This is a genomic window from Streptomyces sp. GQ60, assembly GCF_059758875.1.
In genome coordinates this window covers 297,637-313,886 of the sequence record NZ_JCAXEG010000006.1, presented here as the reverse complement: position 1 = coordinate 313,886, position 16,250 = coordinate 297,637, and the positions used below count along the sequence as shown (strand labels likewise).

The 16,250-nt window shown below is 74.2% G+C and carries 14 protein-coding genes; 9 read left to right on the top strand and 5 right to left on the bottom strand.

Annotated features, from left to right (window positions below; translation table 11 throughout):
- Positions 1-64: 64 nt before the first annotated feature.
- A complete protein-coding gene (locus tag AC6CKD_RS17790; RefSeq protein ID WP_498328439.1) occupies positions 65-844 on the bottom strand; it encodes a DeoR/GlpR family DNA-binding transcription regulator in 780 nt (259 codons plus the stop codon).
- 195 nt (positions 845-1,039) lie between these two features.
- On the opposite strand from AC6CKD_RS17790, the gene AC6CKD_RS17785 reads away from it, so the two are divergent.
- The 4 genes from AC6CKD_RS17785 to AC6CKD_RS17770 all read left to right on the top strand — a co-directional run bounded on the left by AC6CKD_RS17785 (position 1,040) and on the right by AC6CKD_RS17770 (position 4,781).
- The gene (locus AC6CKD_RS17785) at positions 1,040-1,942 is read left to right on the top strand and encodes an SIS domain-containing protein (protein ID WP_498328438.1); all 903 of its coding nucleotides are present in this window, start codon (positions 1,040-1,042) and stop codon (positions 1,940-1,942) included.
- The gene (locus AC6CKD_RS17780) at positions 1,939-2,775 is read left to right on the top strand and encodes a class II fructose-bisphosphate aldolase (RefSeq protein ID WP_498328437.1); all 837 of its coding nucleotides are present in this window, start codon (positions 1,939-1,941) and stop codon (positions 2,773-2,775) included. Before AC6CKD_RS17785 ends, AC6CKD_RS17780 begins: the two co-directional genes overlap by 4 nt.
- 26 nt (positions 2,776-2,801) lie before the next feature.
- Positions 2,802-3,323 (top strand): hypothetical protein, encoded by a 522-nt coding sequence (locus AC6CKD_RS17775; protein ID WP_498328436.1) that lies wholly within the window; start codon positions 2,802-2,804, stop codon positions 3,321-3,323.
- 267 nt (positions 3,324-3,590) lie between these two features.
- Entirely contained in the window at positions 3,591-4,781 is a 1,191-nt protein-coding gene (locus AC6CKD_RS17770; protein WP_498328435.1) for an acyl-CoA dehydrogenase family protein, read from the top strand.
- A 107-nt stretch (positions 4,782-4,888) separates the two neighbouring features.
- Here the strand turns inward: AC6CKD_RS17770 and AC6CKD_RS17765 are convergent, their stop codons facing one another.
- Complete coding sequence (locus tag AC6CKD_RS17765; protein ID WP_498328434.1) at positions 4,889-5,629, bottom strand: SDR family oxidoreductase; 741 nt, start codon at positions 5,627-5,629, stop codon at positions 4,889-4,891.
- 272 nt (positions 5,630-5,901) lie between these two features.
- On the opposite strand from AC6CKD_RS17765, the gene AC6CKD_RS17760 reads away from it, so the two are divergent.
- The 3 genes from AC6CKD_RS17760 to AC6CKD_RS17750 are packed head-to-tail and all read left to right on the top strand — an operon-like array spanning position 5,902 to position 10,613.
- Complete coding sequence (locus AC6CKD_RS17760; protein WP_498328433.1) at positions 5,902-6,810, top strand: oxygenase MpaB family protein; 909 nt, start codon at positions 5,902-5,904, stop codon at positions 6,808-6,810.
- Between the two features lie 27 nt (positions 6,811-6,837).
- Positions 6,838-9,042 carry a serine/threonine-protein kinase gene (locus AC6CKD_RS17755; RefSeq protein ID WP_498328432.1) on the top strand — a complete coding sequence of 735 codons (2,205 nt, stop codon included), beginning with the start codon at positions 6,838-6,840 and terminating at the stop codon, positions 9,040-9,042.
- A complete protein-coding gene (locus AC6CKD_RS17750) occupies positions 9,039-10,613 on the top strand; it encodes a phytoene desaturase family protein (protein ID WP_498328431.1) in 1,575 nt (524 codons plus the stop codon). The genes AC6CKD_RS17755 and AC6CKD_RS17750 overlap by 4 nt, the downstream gene beginning before the upstream one ends.
- A 37-nt stretch (positions 10,614-10,650) precedes the next feature.
- Here the strand turns inward: AC6CKD_RS17750 and AC6CKD_RS17745 are convergent, their stop codons facing one another.
- Both AC6CKD_RS17745 and AC6CKD_RS17740 read right to left on the bottom strand, forming a co-directional pair.
- On the bottom strand, positions 10,651-11,094 hold the full coding sequence (locus tag AC6CKD_RS17745) for a nitroreductase family deazaflavin-dependent oxidoreductase (RefSeq protein WP_498328430.1): 444 nt from the start codon (positions 11,092-11,094) through the stop codon (positions 10,651-10,653).
- An 88-nt stretch (positions 11,095-11,182) separates the two neighbouring features.
- Positions 11,183-12,337: an FAD-dependent monooxygenase gene (locus tag AC6CKD_RS17740; RefSeq protein WP_498328429.1), complete on the bottom strand. Its 1,155-nt coding sequence runs from the start codon at positions 12,335-12,337 to the stop codon at positions 11,183-11,185.
- A gap of 76 nt (positions 12,338-12,413) precedes the next feature.
- Between AC6CKD_RS17740 and AC6CKD_RS17735 the strand changes: the two genes are divergently transcribed.
- Complete coding sequence (locus tag AC6CKD_RS17735) at positions 12,414-13,010, top strand: TetR/AcrR family transcriptional regulator (protein WP_498328428.1); 597 nt, start codon at positions 12,414-12,416, stop codon at positions 13,008-13,010.
- A 46-nt stretch (positions 13,011-13,056) separates the two neighbouring features.
- On the opposite strand, the gene AC6CKD_RS17730 is transcribed toward AC6CKD_RS17735, so the two are convergent.
- Positions 13,057-14,982: a serine hydrolase domain-containing protein gene (locus AC6CKD_RS17730; RefSeq protein WP_498328427.1), complete on the bottom strand. Its 1,926-nt coding sequence runs from the start codon at positions 14,980-14,982 to the stop codon at positions 13,057-13,059.
- A gap of 145 nt (positions 14,983-15,127) precedes the next feature.
- Here AC6CKD_RS17730 and AC6CKD_RS17725 point away from each other — a divergent pair, with 145 nt between their 5' ends.
- The gene (locus AC6CKD_RS17725; RefSeq protein ID WP_498328426.1) at positions 15,128-16,234 is read left to right on the top strand and encodes a nitronate monooxygenase; all 1,107 of its coding nucleotides are present in this window, start codon (positions 15,128-15,130) and stop codon (positions 16,232-16,234) included.
- Positions 16,235-16,250 lie beyond the last annotated feature (16 nt).

Genomic DNA, 16,250 nt, shown 5'->3' with positions numbered 1-16,250 from the left:
CTCGGCCGCCGCGGGGCCGCCGTCGGCCGCCCCGGGCAGCCCCGGGGCCGGCGCGCAAGGGCGGTCAGGCGCGAATGACCTCCACGCCCGCCGCCTCGAAGGCCTCGGCCACCGACGGGGACAGGCCGGTGTCCGTCACCAGCACGTCCACGGCGTCGGTCGAGACGATGCGGGCGAAGGCGCGGACGCCCAGCTTGCTGGAGTCGGCCGCGATCACCACGCGGCGGGCGCGCCTGCAGAGCAGCCGGTTCATGGCCGCCTCGTCCTCGTGCCGGGTGGCGGCCCCGTCGGCCGGGTCGAAGGCGTCCACGCCGACGACGGCGGTGTCCACGGAGAGCTGCCCGAGCACCTCCATGGCGAGCGGGCCGGTGAGCTCGTAGGACTGGGGCCGGGCCACGCCGCCCGTCAGCACGATCTTGAACTGCGGTCTGATGACCAGCTCACCCGCGATGTTCAGCGCGTTGGTGACCACGGTGAGGGCGGGGGAGCCGGTGGCGAGGTCGGGGCGGGCGGCCAGCGCCCGCGCCACCTCGGTGGTCGTGGTGCCGCCGGTCAGGCCGATCACCTCGCCCGGGACGATCAGCGCCGCGACCGTCTCGCTGATGCGGCTCTTCTCGGCGGCCCGGCGCGAGGTGCGGTAGCGCAGCGGGAGTTCGTACGAGACCCCGTGCAGGACCGCTCCGCCCCGCGTGCGGACCAGGAGCTGCTGCTCGGCGAGCTGGTCGAGGTCGCGCCGGATGGTGGCGGCGGACACGCCGAGGGTCTCGGCGGCGGGCTCCACTTCCAGCTCGCCCCGCTCCACCAGCAGGTCCAGCAGTGTCTGCCAGCGTTCCTTGCGGGTCATCGGCCGCCCTTTCGGTGAGGTCTTCGGTCGCGACTTCGATGCTCGCTTCGCTGTTCGCTTCGGCGCTCTCTCTTGGTCTATGCGTCGACATTAACGCAGGGGATCATCCCGGAGATGCTTGAAGTTGCGTGAAAGAGCCCACTATCTTGCAAGAACACGCACTCAGAGGTGCACGCACCGCGCTAGGGAGCCGCCATGAGCCACGTCTCGTACGAGTTGGGCACGCAGCCCGCATGCTGGGAGCGGGCCGCCGAACTGGCCCCGGAACACCGGGCGGTGCTGCCGCGGCCGGGGGAGCGTACCGCGATCGTCGGATGCGGGACCTCGTACTACATGGCCCAGGCCGCCGCCGTGTTGCGGGAGGAGTCGGGGCAGGGCGAGACCGACGCCTTCCCCGCCTCGGAGTTCCCACGCCACCGGCGCTACGACCGCGTCGTAGCGCTGACCCGGTCCGGTACCACGACCGAGGTCCTCGACCTGCTGGCCGGGCTGCGGGACGCGGGCGTGCCCACCACCGCCGTCATCGGGGACCCCGCCACCCCCGTCATCACCCTCGCCGACGCGCTCGTCGTACTGGACTTCGCCGACGAGCGGTCCGTCGTCCAGACCCGCTTCGCCACCACAGCCCTCACCCTGCTGCGCGCCCACGTCGGCCTGCACAGCCCGTCCGTCGTCGCCGACGCCCGCGTCGCACTCGCCGAACCCCTCCCCGCGGAGCTGGAGACCCGGGGCCAGTTCACCTTCCTCGGGCGGGGCTGGAACGTCGGACTCGCCAACGAGGCCGCGCTGAAGATGCGCGAAGCCGCCCTGGCCTGGGCCGAGTCCTACCCGGCCATGGAGTACCGGCACGGCCCCATCAGCGTCTCGGCGCCCGGCACCGCCACCTGGTCGCTCGGCGACGCGCCCGAAGGGCTCGCCGAGCAGGTCCGGGGGACCGGAGCCCAGTGGGTGGCCGGGCACCTCGACCCGCTCGCCGAGCTGGTCCGCGTCCACCGCCTGGCCGTCGCGGTCGCCGCCCACCGGGGGCTGGACCCGGACGCGCCGCGCAACCTCACCCGGTCCGTCATCCTCACCACGGGCGAGGAGGCCGTCCGATGAGCCTCGTCCCCGCCGGCCGGCTCGTCCTGGAGGCCGCCGCCCAGGGCCGCGCCGTCGCCGCCTTCAACATCATCACGCTGGAGCACGCCGAAGCGGTCGTCGCGGGCGCCGAGTCGGCCGGACTGCCCGTGGTCCTCCAGCTCAGCGAGAACGCCGTCAAGTTCCGCGGCGGAGCACTGCTGCCGATCAGCCGCGCGGCCGTGGCCGTCGCCGAGGCCGCCGGGGTCCCGGTCGGGCTGCACCTGGACCACGTCAAGAGCTCCGAACTGCTGCGGCAGGCCGTGGACGCCGGATTCAGCTCGGTCATGTACGACGCCGCGCACCTCCCCTACGCCGAGAACCTGGAGGCCACCCGCTCCGCCGCCGACTGGGCCCACGTCAACGGGCTCTGGATCGAAGCCGAGCTGGGCGAGGTCGGCGGGAAGGACGGGGCCGCGCCGCTGGACCCGCACGCACCCGGAGCGCGTACCGACCCGGACGAGGCACGGCGGTTCGTCGCCGACTCCGGGGTGGACGCGCTGGCCGTGGCCATCGGCAGCAGCCACGCCATGACCAGCCGGACCGCCGCCCTGGACCACGTGCTGCTGGGCCGCCTCGCCAAGACGGTCGACGTGCCGCTGGTGCTGCACGGTTCCTCCGGTCTGCCGGACGCGGAACTCGCCGCGGCCGTCGCCGGGGGCATCCGCAAGGTCAACATCGGCACCGCGCTCAACGTGGCGATGACCGAAGCCATCCGCACCCACCTGACCCCCGCGGATCCCCGTCCGTATTTGACCGCCGCACGGGAGGCGATGACGGCGACGGCCGCCGCTATGATCAGCGCCCTGAACTGACGGGACCGGGTACCGGGGGGACTTTGATGAGCGCACAGCGGGGCCTCAGCAGCAGACGGCGGCTTCTTCTGGGACTGGGGGCCCCGCTGCTGCTCGGCGCGGCGGGGCTCGGCTACGCGATGTGGCCCGAGGAAGAAGCCGCGGAGAAGGTCCGCACCGATCTGGCGCCGCTCAACCGGCGCTTCTGGACCGCGCTGGGCGACGTGTCCGACGCGCACTGGCTCGGCTACGACATCGACGAGTCCACCAACGACCGGTCGATCCCGAGCCCGGATTCCCGGGTGCGCCTCGTCGGGGTCGCCCACCTCAAGCAGGGCACGGCGAACCGCATCATGCGCGATCCCGCCCACCGCTTCGAGGTCGGGCCGCTGTCCGGGCCGCCGGGCCCGCTGAAACCGTTCATCCCCTCCAGTGCGGCCTGGAAGCAGAGCACGACGTACGACAAGGTCGCCCTGGAGGAAGGCCTGGACGTGATCCCGTCGGGCACCTTCCGCTTCGACGGCATCCGCGACCTCGTGTACTTCGACTACCTCTTCCTCTACACCTGAGCGGCGGACCGCGGCGGTCCTCCCAGCCGGTGGGAGGACCGCCGCGGCGGCATGGAAGCTGGTGGCCCGGGCGGCGGTGTTTCGTCGGATGCCGGAGCGGAGCAGGCGCCGCCGGGGGACGGGATCGGGGTGGTGGCCCCCCGACCGCCCCGACGGCCCGCCGACTTCCCGCCGACCCTTCCGGATTGCTGGAACAGGTTCTAGTCTGCCCCCTCGGCGGCGGCGGACGGCCGCGCGACCTTGAGCCACGAGAGACCCGGAGGGGCCGTGCACCTCGAATACACGCCTGAGCAGCAGCGGTTGCGCGCCGAGCTGCGCGCCTACTTCGCCGAGCTGATCCCGGACGACGTCTACGCCCGGTACGAGGACCCGGCCGAGCAGAAGCGCTTCTACCGGGAGACCATCCGCCGGCTCGGGGCCGACGGCTGGCTCGGGGTCGGCTGGCCCAAGGAGTACGGGGGCCGCGGGATGTCGCCCATGGACCAGTTCATCTTCTTCGACGAGGCGGCGCAGGCCGTCGTACCGCTGCCGCTGATGGCCCTCAACACCGTCGGGCCGACCATCATGCAGTTCGGCACCGACGAGCAGAAGGCGTACTTCCTGCCCAAGATCCTCGCGGGCGAGATCGACTTCGCCATCGGCTACAGCGAGCCCGACGCCGGCACCGACCTCGCCGCCCTCAAGTGCAAGGCCGTCCGCGAGGGCGACGAGGAGACCGGCACCTACGTGGTCGACGGGCAGAAGATCTGGACCACCAACGGAGACACGGCCGACTGGGTCTGGCTCGCCGTGCGCACCGACCCGGACGCATCGGCCCACAAGGGCATCACCATGCTCCTCGTGCCGACCTCCGACCCCGGATACTCCTGCACCCTCATCAACACCCTCGCCTCGCACGACACCACCGCGAGCTACTACGAGAACATCCGGGTGCCCGCGAGCCGCCGCGTCGGCCAGGAGAACAAGGGCTGGCGGCTGATCACCAACCAGCTCAACCACGAGCGCGTCACCCTCGCCGCCCACGGCACCATGGCCATCCGCGCCCTGCACGACGTCCAGCGCTGGGCCGCCGAGACCAAGCTCGCCGACGGCCGCCGGGTCATCGACCTCTCCTGGGTCCGCGGCCGCCTCGCCCGCACCCACGCCCGCCTCGACGCGATGAAGCTGCTGAACTGGCAGATGGTCAACGCCGTCCAGGACGGCAACCTCACCCCGCAGGACGCCTCCGCCGTCAAGGTCTACGGCTCGGAGGCGCGCAGGGACGCGTACGCCTGGCTGATGGAGGTGGTCGGCGCGGCCGGCTCCCTCAAGGACGGCTCCGCGGGAGCGGTCCTGCACGGCGAACTGGAGCGCGGCTACCGCAGCGCGGTCATCTTCACCTTCGGCGGCGGCAACAACGAGATCCAGCGCGAGATCATCTCCTGGATCGGCCTCGGCATGCCCCGCGTACGCCGCTGACGCCGTGCCGCGTGCCAGGCGCAGCCCCCAGGAGCAGTGGGGCGATGTGCCCGGCGTGCATCCGGACGGCCAGGCGGAACGCGGCCCTTGTCCGCGACGACCGTCGATCAGACCTGGCCGGCTCCGCCGTCGACGAAGAGTTCGATGCCGGTGATGAAGCTGCTCTCCCGCGAGGCGAGGAACAGGGCCGCCGCGGCCACCTCCTCGGGGCGTCCGGCCCGGCCGAGCGGGACTCCGGCGGTGGCCCGTTCGCGTACGGGTGCCGTGGCGCCGGCCAGGGCCGGGGTGTCGATCGGGCCGGGGCTGAGGGTGTTGACCCGGATGGCGCGCCCGGCGAGTTCCAGCGCCAGGCTGCGCGCGAGGGACCGTACGGCCGCTTTCGTGGCGGCGTACACCCCGTACCGCGTGGAGGCCGAGGAACCGGCGGCCGAGCCCAGCAGGATCACCGAGGCGCCGTCGCGCAGCAGCGGCAGGGCCCGTTGGACGGTGAAGAAGGCGCCCCGGAAGTTGAGGTCCGCGGTGGCGTCGAACTGCTCCTCGGTGAAATCGGCGAAGCCGCCGGGCGGTCCGCCGCCCGCGTTCACCACCAGCACGTCGATCGCCTCGCAGCCCGCGTCCGCGACCGCCGCGTAGAGCCGGTCCAGGTCCGCGACGCGGGACGCGTCACCGGGTACGGCCACGGCGGCCGGGCCCAGGTCGCGGACCGCCGCGGCGAGTTCCTCCGGCCGTCTGCCGGTGACGAAGACCCGGGCGCCCTCCGCCACGAACCGCCGGGCCGTCGCCAGGCCGATGCCGGCCGAACCGCCGGTGACGACGGCGACCTGCCCTTCGAGCTGTCCCGTACGCATGACCGTGCCTCCGCGTCCCGAGGGGAGGCGGGTGCGGTCCGCCGGTGGGAAGCCTAGGCCCTCTCCGGGTGCCCCGGCAGTGCGGCGAGGTGCGGTGCCGGGCGGCGCGGGCCAGGCAAGATCCGAAAGAGACGGCCTAGTGGCGGGCGAGGGCGTGCGTGCGGCCGTTCGGTGGAATGCTGGAAGGGCCGGCGGGATCCGCCGGATCCGCCGCGAGGTCCATATGGCCCGAACGGTGCGTAGCAGGGCGAGCGACGGGGGAGGAGCCGGACATGGACGAGAGCGGAGGCCCCGATCCGGGGCTCTACGGCCCCGGCTCCGTGACCTGGCAGTGCCACGGTGACCCGGTCATGTGGATCGCCGGCGTCCGCGCGCTCTACCTCCAGGCCCTGCACCCGCGCGCGGTGCGCGGCGTCATGGAGAACAGCGCCGCCTTCAGCGGGGAGGACGGCGGGGGCGACGCCTGGGGCCGGCTGCTGCGCACCGCCGACTTCGTCGGCACCGTCACCTACGGCACCGCCGAGGACGCCGAACGGGCCGGCGCCCGCGTCCGCAAGATCCACACCATGCTGTCGGCGACCGATCCGGCCACCGGCGCACGGTTCCGCGTGGACGAGCCGGAGCTGCTGCTCTGGATCCACTGCGCCCAGATCGACAGCTTCCTGCACGTCCTGCGCCGCTCCGGGGTCCCGCTCACCCCCGCACAGGCCGACCGCTACGTCGCGGAGAACCGCGTCAACGCCCGCCTCGTCGGCCTCGACCCGTCCGGGGTACCCGGGGACACGGCCTCCCTCGCCGCCTACTTCGAGCGGATCCGCCCCGAGCTCGCCGCCGGGCCCGACGCCCGCGCCGTCGACGCCTTCCTGTGCGCCCCGCCCATCCACCCGCTCCTCGTCCCTGGCCGAAACCTGGTGTGGCGCCCGCTCGCCGCCCTCGCCTACGGATCCCTCCCCGGCTGGGCGCACCAGCTGTACGGCCGCCCCGCACCGGCCCCGCGCAGCGTCACCCGCCGCCTGCGTCTCACCGGTAGCCTGCTGCGCAGCATTCCCGCAGGTCTGCGCTGGAAGCTGCCTCCAGGTCACATCTTGAAGGCGATGCGCCGCCTGGGCCCCGGGAGCCGCCCCGCGCCGTACACACTGCGTACATCGGCGGCCATACTGGACCGGCCGGGGAGGGCGTAGCACGACACACGGGGGCGGCTTCAAGACATGGCGGAGTCCAGACTGATCCACGGCCGGTACCGGTCGCTCGATCTGATCGGCCGCGGCGGCATGGGCGAGGTGTGGCGGGCCCGCGACGAGTCGCTGGGCCGGCAGGTCGCCGTCAAGTGCCTCAAGCCCATCGGGCCCGAGCAGGACACCCACTTCACCCAGGTGCTGCGCGAGCGCTTCCGGCGCGAGGCGCGCGTCGCCGCCTCCCTCCAGCACCGGGGCGTCACCGTCGTCCACGACTTCGGCGACGACAGCGCGGCCGGCGGTCCCCTCTACCTGGTCATGGAGCTCCTCGAAGGCCGCAACCTCAGCCAGCTCCTGGAGGACAACGACGCGCGCCCGCTCCCCGTGGACGTGGTCGTCGACATCGCCGAGCAGATGGCGGCCGCCCTCGGCTACACCCACGAGCAGGGCGTCGTGCACCGCGACCTGAAGCCCGCCAACATCATGCGGCTCACCGACGGCACGGTGAAGATCTGCGACTTCGGCATCGCCCGGCTGGCCGCCGACATCGGCTTCACCGCGAAGCTGACCGGCGGCGGCATGGCCATGGGCACCCCGCACTACATGTCGCCCGAGCAGATCGCCGGCGGCGAGGTGGACCACCGCAGCGACCTCTACTCCCTCGGCTGCGTCCTGTACGAGATCGCCACCGGCGCCCCGCCCTTCGACCTCGGCGACTCCTGGTCCGTCCTGGTCGGCCACCGCGACACCCCGCCCGTGCCGCCGCGCGAGCACCGCCCCGAACTGCCGGCCTCCTTCGAGCGGCTGGTGCTCGACCTGCTCGCCAAATGTCCCGAGGACCGGCCGGGCGACGCCCGCCACCTGCACCGGCAGCTGGTCGAGGCCCGGCTCGGCCCCGGCGCGGCGACCGGAGCGCACCCTCCGCTGCCCGGGTGGGCCGACGGGATGACCGCCGGACGCAAGGCCGGCATCGAGGCCCGCCCCGCCAGCGGGGAGTGGGCCGTCCTCACCGGCTCCTGGACCGCCGTGCGCCCGGGCGGTGAGCACCCGATGGCGGCCGGAGCCACCCCTGCCGCTGCTGTCACCGGCACGTCCGGCGGCACCTCCACCGGCACCGCCACCTCCCCCGGCACCGGCCCCCGGGCCGTGCCGGCCTCCGGCGTCGCGGCCCCGGCCGCGCCCACCGTCGTACGCCCGCGTCCGTCGGAGGACCCCCGGCTCACCGCCGCCTACGGGTTGCCGCACGGCCCCGGCACCGCCGCGGATCCTCGGCGGGGCGTGGCCGCGCTCGACGCCGGCCATACGAGGGCCTTCGCCCTCAGCCGGGCCGGCCGCACCGAGGAGGCCCTCGCCGGGTACGCGGCCGTCGCCGAAGGGCGCGCCCGGGTGCTCGGAGCCGACCACCCGGACACCCTCGCCGCGCGGCAGGAGGCGGCGTACGAGACCGGCCTGCTCGGCCGCCACCAGGAGGCGTACGAGGGCTACCGCGCGGTGCTCACCGCCCGGGAACGGACCGTGGGCCGGATCCACCCCGACACCCTGCGCTGCCGGCACAACCTGGCCTGCGCGCTGGGCGCACTCGGCCGCTTCGCCGAGGCCCACGCCGCCGCCGCCGAGGTGGCCGCCGACCGGGCGGCCGTCCTGGGGGCGGAGCACGCGGACACGCTGCTGACCCGGTACGAGGTGGCCTACGCGCTGGGCCGCCTGGAACGCTGGGAGGAGGCCCTGGAGGCCTTCCGGCACATCGCGGCCGTACGGGAGCGGGTGCTCGGCCGCGACCACCCCGACACGCTCGCCGCGCGCTACGAGGCCGGGATCGCGCTCGGCCGGACCGGGCGCTCGGCCCAGGCCCTGGAGCTGTTCCGGGAGCTGGTCCGCGACCGCACCCGGGCCTACGGGGCCGCCGACCCGGAGACACTGCGGGCCCGGCACGTCCTGGGGGTGAACCTCGGGCGCCTGGAGCGCTGGGAGGAGGCGGTGGCCGAAGCCCGCCAGGTGGCCGAGGCGCGGGCCCGCACGCTCGGCGCCGAACACCCCGACACCCTGGTCAGCCGCCGCGAACTCGCGGTGGGGCTCGGCCGGCTGGGACGCTGGGACCAGGCGCTGCCGGTCTACCGGGAACTCTCCGGCATCCGCGAGCGGTCGCTGGGCGACGGCCATCCGGACACGGTCGCCGCCCACGCCGACGAGGCGCACTGTCTGGAGCGGCTTGGCCAGGTGTGTTACCAAGAGCCATGACGACCTCGCGGGGCTTCGGGCACGACGTGTACGACGCGGTGATCGTGGGCGGGGGCCACAACGGCCTCGTCGCCGCCGCCTACCTGGCCCGGGCCGGCCGCTCGGTCCTGATCCTGGAGCGGCTCGGCCGCACCGGCGGGGCCGCCGTGTCCACCCGGCCGTTCCCGGGCGTCGACGCCCGCCTCTCCCGCTACTCCTACCTCGTCTCGCTGCTCCCGGCGAAGATCGTGCGCGAGCTCGGGCTGGACTTCGAGGTGCGCGGCCGCACGGTCTCGTCGTACACCCCCGTCGAGCGCGCCGGGCGCCCCGGCGGACTGCTGGTCGGCGGCGGCGAGGCGCGCACCCGGGAGTCCTTCGCGCGGCTGACCGGCTCGGACCGGGAGTACGAGAACTGGCGCGCCTTCTACGGGACCACCGGGCGGGCCGCCGAGCGGCTCTTCCCGACGCTGACGCAGCCGCTGCCCACCCGCGCGGAGCTGCGGGCGCGGCTCGACGACGAGGCGGCCTGGCGGATGCTCTTCGAGGAGCCGATCGGACGGGCCGTCGAGCGGGAGTTCACCGACGACCTGGTGCGCGGTGTCGTCCTCACCGACGCGCTGATCGGCACCTTCGCCGGTGCCCACGACCCGGGCCTGGCCCAGAACCGCTGCTTCCTCTACCACGTCATCGGCGGCGGCACCGGCGACTGGGACGTACCGGTCGGCGGCATGGGCGCGCTCACGGACGCACTGGCGGCGGCCGCGCTGGCGGCCGGGGCGGAGATCGCCACCGGGCACGAGGCGCTGCGCATCGACACGGACGGCACGACGGCCCCGGCCGAGGTGACCTTCCGCACGGCTACGGGCGAGGGGCGGGTCGCCGGCCGGGTGGTGCTCGTCAACGCCTCGCCGCAAGCGCTCGCCGAACTCCTGGGAGAGGAACCGGTGCGGCCCGCCCCCGAAGGGGCCCAGCTCAAGGTCAACATGCTGCTGCGCCGCCTGCCCCGGCTGCGGGACACCTCCGTGGACCCGCGGGAGGCCTTCGGCGGCACCTTCCACATCGCGGAGGGGTACGAACAGCTCGCCCGGGCGCACGCCGAGGCCGCGTCCGGCGAACTGCCCTCCGTACCGCCCTCGGAGATCTACTGCCACTCGCTGACGGATCCGACGATCCTGGGGCCCGAGCTGGCGGAGCAGGGCTACCAGACCCTGACCCTCTTCGGACTGCACGCCCCGGCGCGGCTGTTCGAAAAGGACAACCAGGGGGCGCGGGAAGTGCTGCTCGCCGCCACCCTCGCCCAGCTCGACGCGCACCTGGCCGAACCGATCACCGACTGCCTGGCCTTCGACGCCGACGGCCGCCCGTGCATCGAGGCCAAGACCCCGCTCGACCTGGAGCGCGACCTGCGCCTGCCCGGCGGGCACATCTTCCACCGGGACCTGTCCTGGCCCTACTCCGAGGAGGGCGGCGGCCGTTGGGGCGTGGAGACCGCCCACCGCAACGTACTGCTGTGCGGCGCGGGGGCGGTCCGCGGCGGCGGCGTCAGCGGGGTCCCCGGCCACAACGCGGCGATGGCGGTACTGGGGCACTGACGCCGCGGCGCTCGCCGGCCGGCCGGGACCGGGCGGGTCAGGTGACGGGGTCGATCACGACGATCGGGATCTCCCGGCTGGTCTTGGTCTGGTACTCGTCGTACGAGGGCCAGTGCTTCACCATCAGCGGCCAGAACTCGGCACGTTCCTCGGAGGTCGCGGTCCGCGCGATGCCCTGCCGGATCTCGGGGCCGACCTGCACGCGGACCTCGGGGTGCTCGGTGAGGTTCCGGTACCAGAGCGGGTCCGCGGGGTCGCCGCCCTTGGAGGCGACGATGAGGTAGCGGCCGTCGTCCTCGCCGTAGATGAGCGGGGTCCGCACCGGCTTCCCGGACTTGCGGCCGATGGTGGTGAGCAGCAGGGTCTGGGTGTTGTTCCAGTACTGCCCCTCGGTCCCGCCCGAGCCCACGTACAGCTTGACGTGATCCAGGGTCCAGCCCGGCTTGGGGTCGATCGGGTTGTCCCAGTCGATGTCGGTCATATGGCTTCGCCTGCCTTCGTGTTGAACGGTCAACGAACCACAACAACGAGTGCCGCCGCCACAGGGCACGGCCCTTTCCGGCCACGCCCTAGTTCGGAAGCGCGGGCAGGTCGAAGGCGAAGAGGTCGTCCAGGGCGCGCCGCGCGGCGCGGGCCGGGGTGGCGAGAACGGCCAGGTCGCGGGCGGCCACCGCGAGGGGGTGCGTCAGAGCGGCGACCCGGCCCGCGCGGCGGGAGCGGATGCGCAGGGCGTCGGTGCGGGCGCAGCGGGCCGCACTGTAGGCGGCCAGGGCGGCCGGCACGTCGTCCCCGTCCAGCAGGTGCGCGAGGACGGCGGCGTCCTCGACGGCCTGGCACCCGCCCTGGCCGAGGTTGGGGGTCATGGCGTGCGCGGCGTCGCCGAGCCACGCGAGCCGGCCCCGGTGGAAGCGGGGGAGCGGGGCGGCGAGGTCGTACAGGTCGTGCTGGAGCACGGCCGCCGGGTCGATCCGCTCCAGCAGGGCGGGGATCGGGTCGTGCCAGCTGCCGTAGCGGCGCAGGAGCTCGGTGCGGACGTCGGCGGGCCGGTAGCCCTCGGGGACGACCGCGCCGGCGTAGAGGTACACGCGGCCGTCGGCGAGCGGGACGACGCCGAAGCGCTCCCCGCGGCCCCAGGTTTCGGCGGCGGCGAGCACGGGCGGGCCGTCGGCGGCGAGGACGGTCCGCCAGGCGGTCTCGCCGCTGTAGTGCAGGCCGGGATGGGCCGGGAAGTGCTGGCGGCGGATCGGGCTGTGGATGCCGTCGGCGGCGATGACCACGTCGGCGCCGAGGCCGCCGGCCGAGGTGTGCACGACCGGACTGCCGTCCGCGTCGTCCACGGAGGTCACTGCCGTGCCGTACCGGAGGGCGCCCTCGGGGAGCGCGGCGGCCAGGGCGGCGGCGAGGGCCGTGCGGTGCACGGCGAGCGGGGGCCGGCCGTAGCGGGCGGTCAGCGCGGCCCCGTCGGCGCGGCTCAGCCGGCGGCCGCCGGGGCGGCGCAGGTCCATCGCGGCCGGGACGGCGTGACCCGTCAGGCCGGAGGCGTCGAAGCCGATGGCGTCGAAGGCGCGCAGGGCGTTGGGGGCGAGGACGATTCCCGCGCCGACCGCGGACGGCCCCGGCGCGCGTTCGCAGACGGTGACGTCCCAACCGCGACGGTGCAGGGCCACCGCCACGGAGAGTCCGCCGATGCCCGCACCCGCCACCACCGCATGACGTCGAGTCATGGCAGCCCCTTCCAGTCCTCGTCCCTCTACAGGTGTAGAGGCATGGTCGTCACTCTACACCTGTAGAGTGACGACCATGCACTCCCCCGAACCCGGAAGCGACCGCCGGACCCTGATCGCGGACACCGCGATCGACCTGGTGGCCGCGGCCGGGCTGAGGGGTCTGACCCACCGGGCGGTCGACCGCGCGGCCGGGCTTCCGGCCGGCTCCACCTCGTACTACTTCCGTACGAGGACGGCGTTGATCGGCGCCTGCTACGCGCGGCTGGCCGAGCTGGACCTCGGCGACTTCGACGGCGGCGCCACGCCTTCGCCTCCACCGGCGAACCGGGACGCCGCCGCCGCGGCGCTCGCCGCGCTGCTGTACCGGTGGCTGACCGTCGGGCGGGCCCGGCAGCTGGCGCGCTTCGAACTGAGCCTGGAGGCCGCGCGGAACCCGGAGCTGGCGACGGAACTCCACCGGGCCGGCCAGGGCTCGCGGGACCGGGCCGCCGGGATCCTCGCGGCATTCGGCGCCGCACGGCCGGGCGAGTCCGCCGAACTCCTGGTGGCGTGGGCCGACGGACTCCTCTACGACCGGCTCGCGGGCGCGCTCGCCCGCTCCCGCCCGGCACCGGACCTGGCCGAACTGACCTCCGTGACCCGCAGGATGATCGACGCGGCCCTCGCCTAGGCCGTCTCTTTCGGATCGTGCCGGGCCGCTGACGCGCGGGCGGTCTTCAGTCCGCCGAGCGGTACCAGCCCCTCGTCTCGATGCGCGCGGCGTCCGCCGGGCGGTCCTCGGCGAAGAGGAGGTGGGAGGGTTCCGAGACGCGCAGGACGTCGACGTAGGCGCCCCGGCCCACGTAGCGGCCCTGGGCGGTGTGGCGGAAGCGGAGGCGGACCTCGCGGCCGGCCCAGGCGGTGAGCGGGGCTTCGAGGCGGTGCCAGATGCGGCCCGACCAGCCGGAGACGGTGCCCTGGGGCCAGTGTTCGGCGGCTCCGCCGGTGGTGCGGACGGTGGTGAAGGGGAGCGGCTCCCAGGCCTGCCCGTCGGCGGACGCCTCCACGTGCAGGGATCCCGCGCCCGGCACGGTGTCCCACCACAGCGCGCAGCGCAGCCGGGCGGAGCCGGTGGCGGGGGTGAGGGGCGGGAGCGTCAGGGTGCCCGAGCCGCCGGTCTCCATGCCGGAGTACCAGGCCGGGCCGCCGTGCCTCGTACGGACGGGGACGGCGCGGGCGAAGCGGTTGCCGACGGCGACGCGGGGGGCGCTGCCGGCGCGCCAGGTGCGCACGGGGTGGACGGAGTTGCCCAGGAGGATCAGGAAGGAGTCCGTGGAGGGGTCCAGGACCAGGGAGGTGCCCGTGAAACCGGTGTGGCCGGCGGAGTGCGGGGTGGCCATGGCGCCCATGTACCAGTGCTGGTAGAGCTCGAAGCCCAGGCCGTGGTCGTCGCCGGGGAAGGCGGTGTTGTAGTCGGTGAAGAGGAGCTCGACGGAGGCGGGGCGCATGATGCGCTTGCCGGCGTAGACCCCGCCGTCGAGGAGGGTGCGGGCGAGGATCGCCAGGTCCCAGGCGGTGCCGAAGACCCCGGCGTGGCCGGCGACGCCGCCCAGCGCGTGCGCGTTCTCGTCGTGGACTTCGCCCCAGACGAGCCCGCGGTCCAGGCCGGACCAGGGCGGGCGCTGCACCTCGGTGGCGGCCGTGACCCGGCGCCAGGAGAGCGGTGGGTTGTAACGAGTGCGGTGCATCCCGAGTGGAGCGGTGATCTCGTCGTGGAGCAGGAGGTCCAGAGTGTGACCGGTGATCCGTTCCAAGAGCAGTTGGAGGGCGATGAGGTTGAGGTCGGAGTACCGGTAGACCGTCCCCGGGGTCTCCTGCGGCCTCACCGACCACAGCAGTCGCAACTGACCCGCCCGGGTCGGCTCCTGGTAGAAGGGGGCCCAGGACCGCAGCCCCGACGTGTGCGTGAGGAGCTGGCGTACGGTGACCGACTCCTTGCCGCCGCCCGTGAATTCGGGCAGGTACCGGTTCACCGGTGCCTCCAGCTCCAGCCGTCCGCGCTCCATCTGCTGGACGGCCAGCAGCGAAGTGAACAGCTTGGAGAGGGACGCCAGGTCGAAGACCGTGTCCTCGGCCATCGCGATCCGCTGGGCGGCCGGGAACTCCCGGACCCGGTCCGTGCGGCCGTCGTAATCGGAGTACCGGACGGCGTCGCCCATCGCCCGGTGCAGCGCCACGGTGCGGCCCCGGCCGGCGAGGACCACGGCCCCGGCGTAGTAGGGGTGTTCGGGGGAGGGGTCGAGGAAGCGCCGCGCCTCGTCCGCCACTCCTTCGAGGTGCTTCTCCAACAGCCCCGCCTGGCGGGCGGACCCGTACCGCAGCCGCAGGCCCTGGAGCGCACGCCGCTCGGCCGGCCCGCCGGCGGCCCCCGCGGACCCGGGCAGTGCCGCCTGGAGCACGAGCACGCCCCCCAGCGCCAGCAGCCGCGCGCCCAGCCGCCGCCGGGAGAGCCCGCGCCCGCTTCCGGCACCGCCGTCCGCCCCGCTGCCGGCGCCGTCGGCCCCGGGCCCGCTGCCGCTGCCGCCGGCGTCCGGGGCCGGCGGGCAGGCCGTGCCGCAGCCCTTCGAGTCACCGTCGTTCCCGGCTGCCCGTCGTGTCTTCATGACCGGTCCTCCCGTCCGCCGCCGTGCCCTCCCGAGTATCTGCCCGCTCACGACGCGGGCCCCGCGGCGACCGGCCGGCAAAGAATCTGACGCATCATCAGAAAACCTCTTCCCTCGGCGGCCGGGCTACGGCATCCTGCCGCCCATGGAGACGGAGCTGAGCAGAAAACTTGGAATAGAGCACGCCATCTTCGGCTTCACGCCCTTCCCGGCGGTGGCCGCGGCGATCACCCGCGCGGGCGGGTTCGGGGTGCTCGGGGCGGTCCGCTACACCGCCCCCGACGACCTGAAGCGCGACCTCGACTGGATGCAGGAGCACACCGACGGCAAGCCCTACGGGCTCGACGTGGTCATGCCCGCGAAGAAGGCCGTCGACGGCGTCAGCGAGGCCGACATCGAGGCGATGATCCCGGCCGCGCACCGGGAGTACGTCCGCGACACCCTCGCCAAACACCACGTACCCGAACTCGCCGAGGGCGAGGCCTCCGGCTGGCGCATCACCGGCTGGATGGAACAGGTCGCCCGCAACCAGCTCGACGTGGCCTTCGACTACCCCATCAAACTTTTGGCGAACGCCCTCGGTTCCCCGCCCGCCGACGTCATCGCGCGCGCCCACGACCACGGCGTCCTCGTCGCAGCCCTCGCCGGCAGCGCCAAGCACGCCCGCCGGCACGCCGAGGCCGGCATCGACATCGTCGTCGCCCAGGGCTACGAGGCGGGCGGACACACCGGCGACATCGCCACCATGGTCCTGGTGCCCGAGGTGGTCGAGGCCGTCGCCCCGCTCCCGGTCCTCGCCGCCGGCGGCATCGGCAGCGGCGAACAGATCGCCGCCGGACTGGCCCTCGGCGCCCAGGGCGCCTGGCTCGGCTCCCTCTGGCTGACCACCACCGAGGCGGACATGCACTCCCGCGCCCTCACCGAGAAGCTGCTCGCCGCCGGTTCCGGGGAGACCGTCCGCTCCCGCGCCCTCACCGGCAAGCCCGCCCGGCAACTGCGCACCGAGTGGACCGACGCGTGGGACGACCCGGAGGGCCCCGGCGCACTGCCGATGCCCCTGCAGGGACTCCTCGTCGCGGAGGCAGTGTCCCGCATCCAGAAGTACGAGATCCAACCGCTGCTCGGCACCCCCGTCGGGCAGATCGTCGGCCGGATGAACAGCGAGCGCAGCGTGCAGGCCGTCGTCGACGACCTCACCAGCGGCTTCGAGCGCGCCATCGACCGCATCACCCGCATCGCCGGCCGGGCCTGAGGATCAGAGGAGTGGA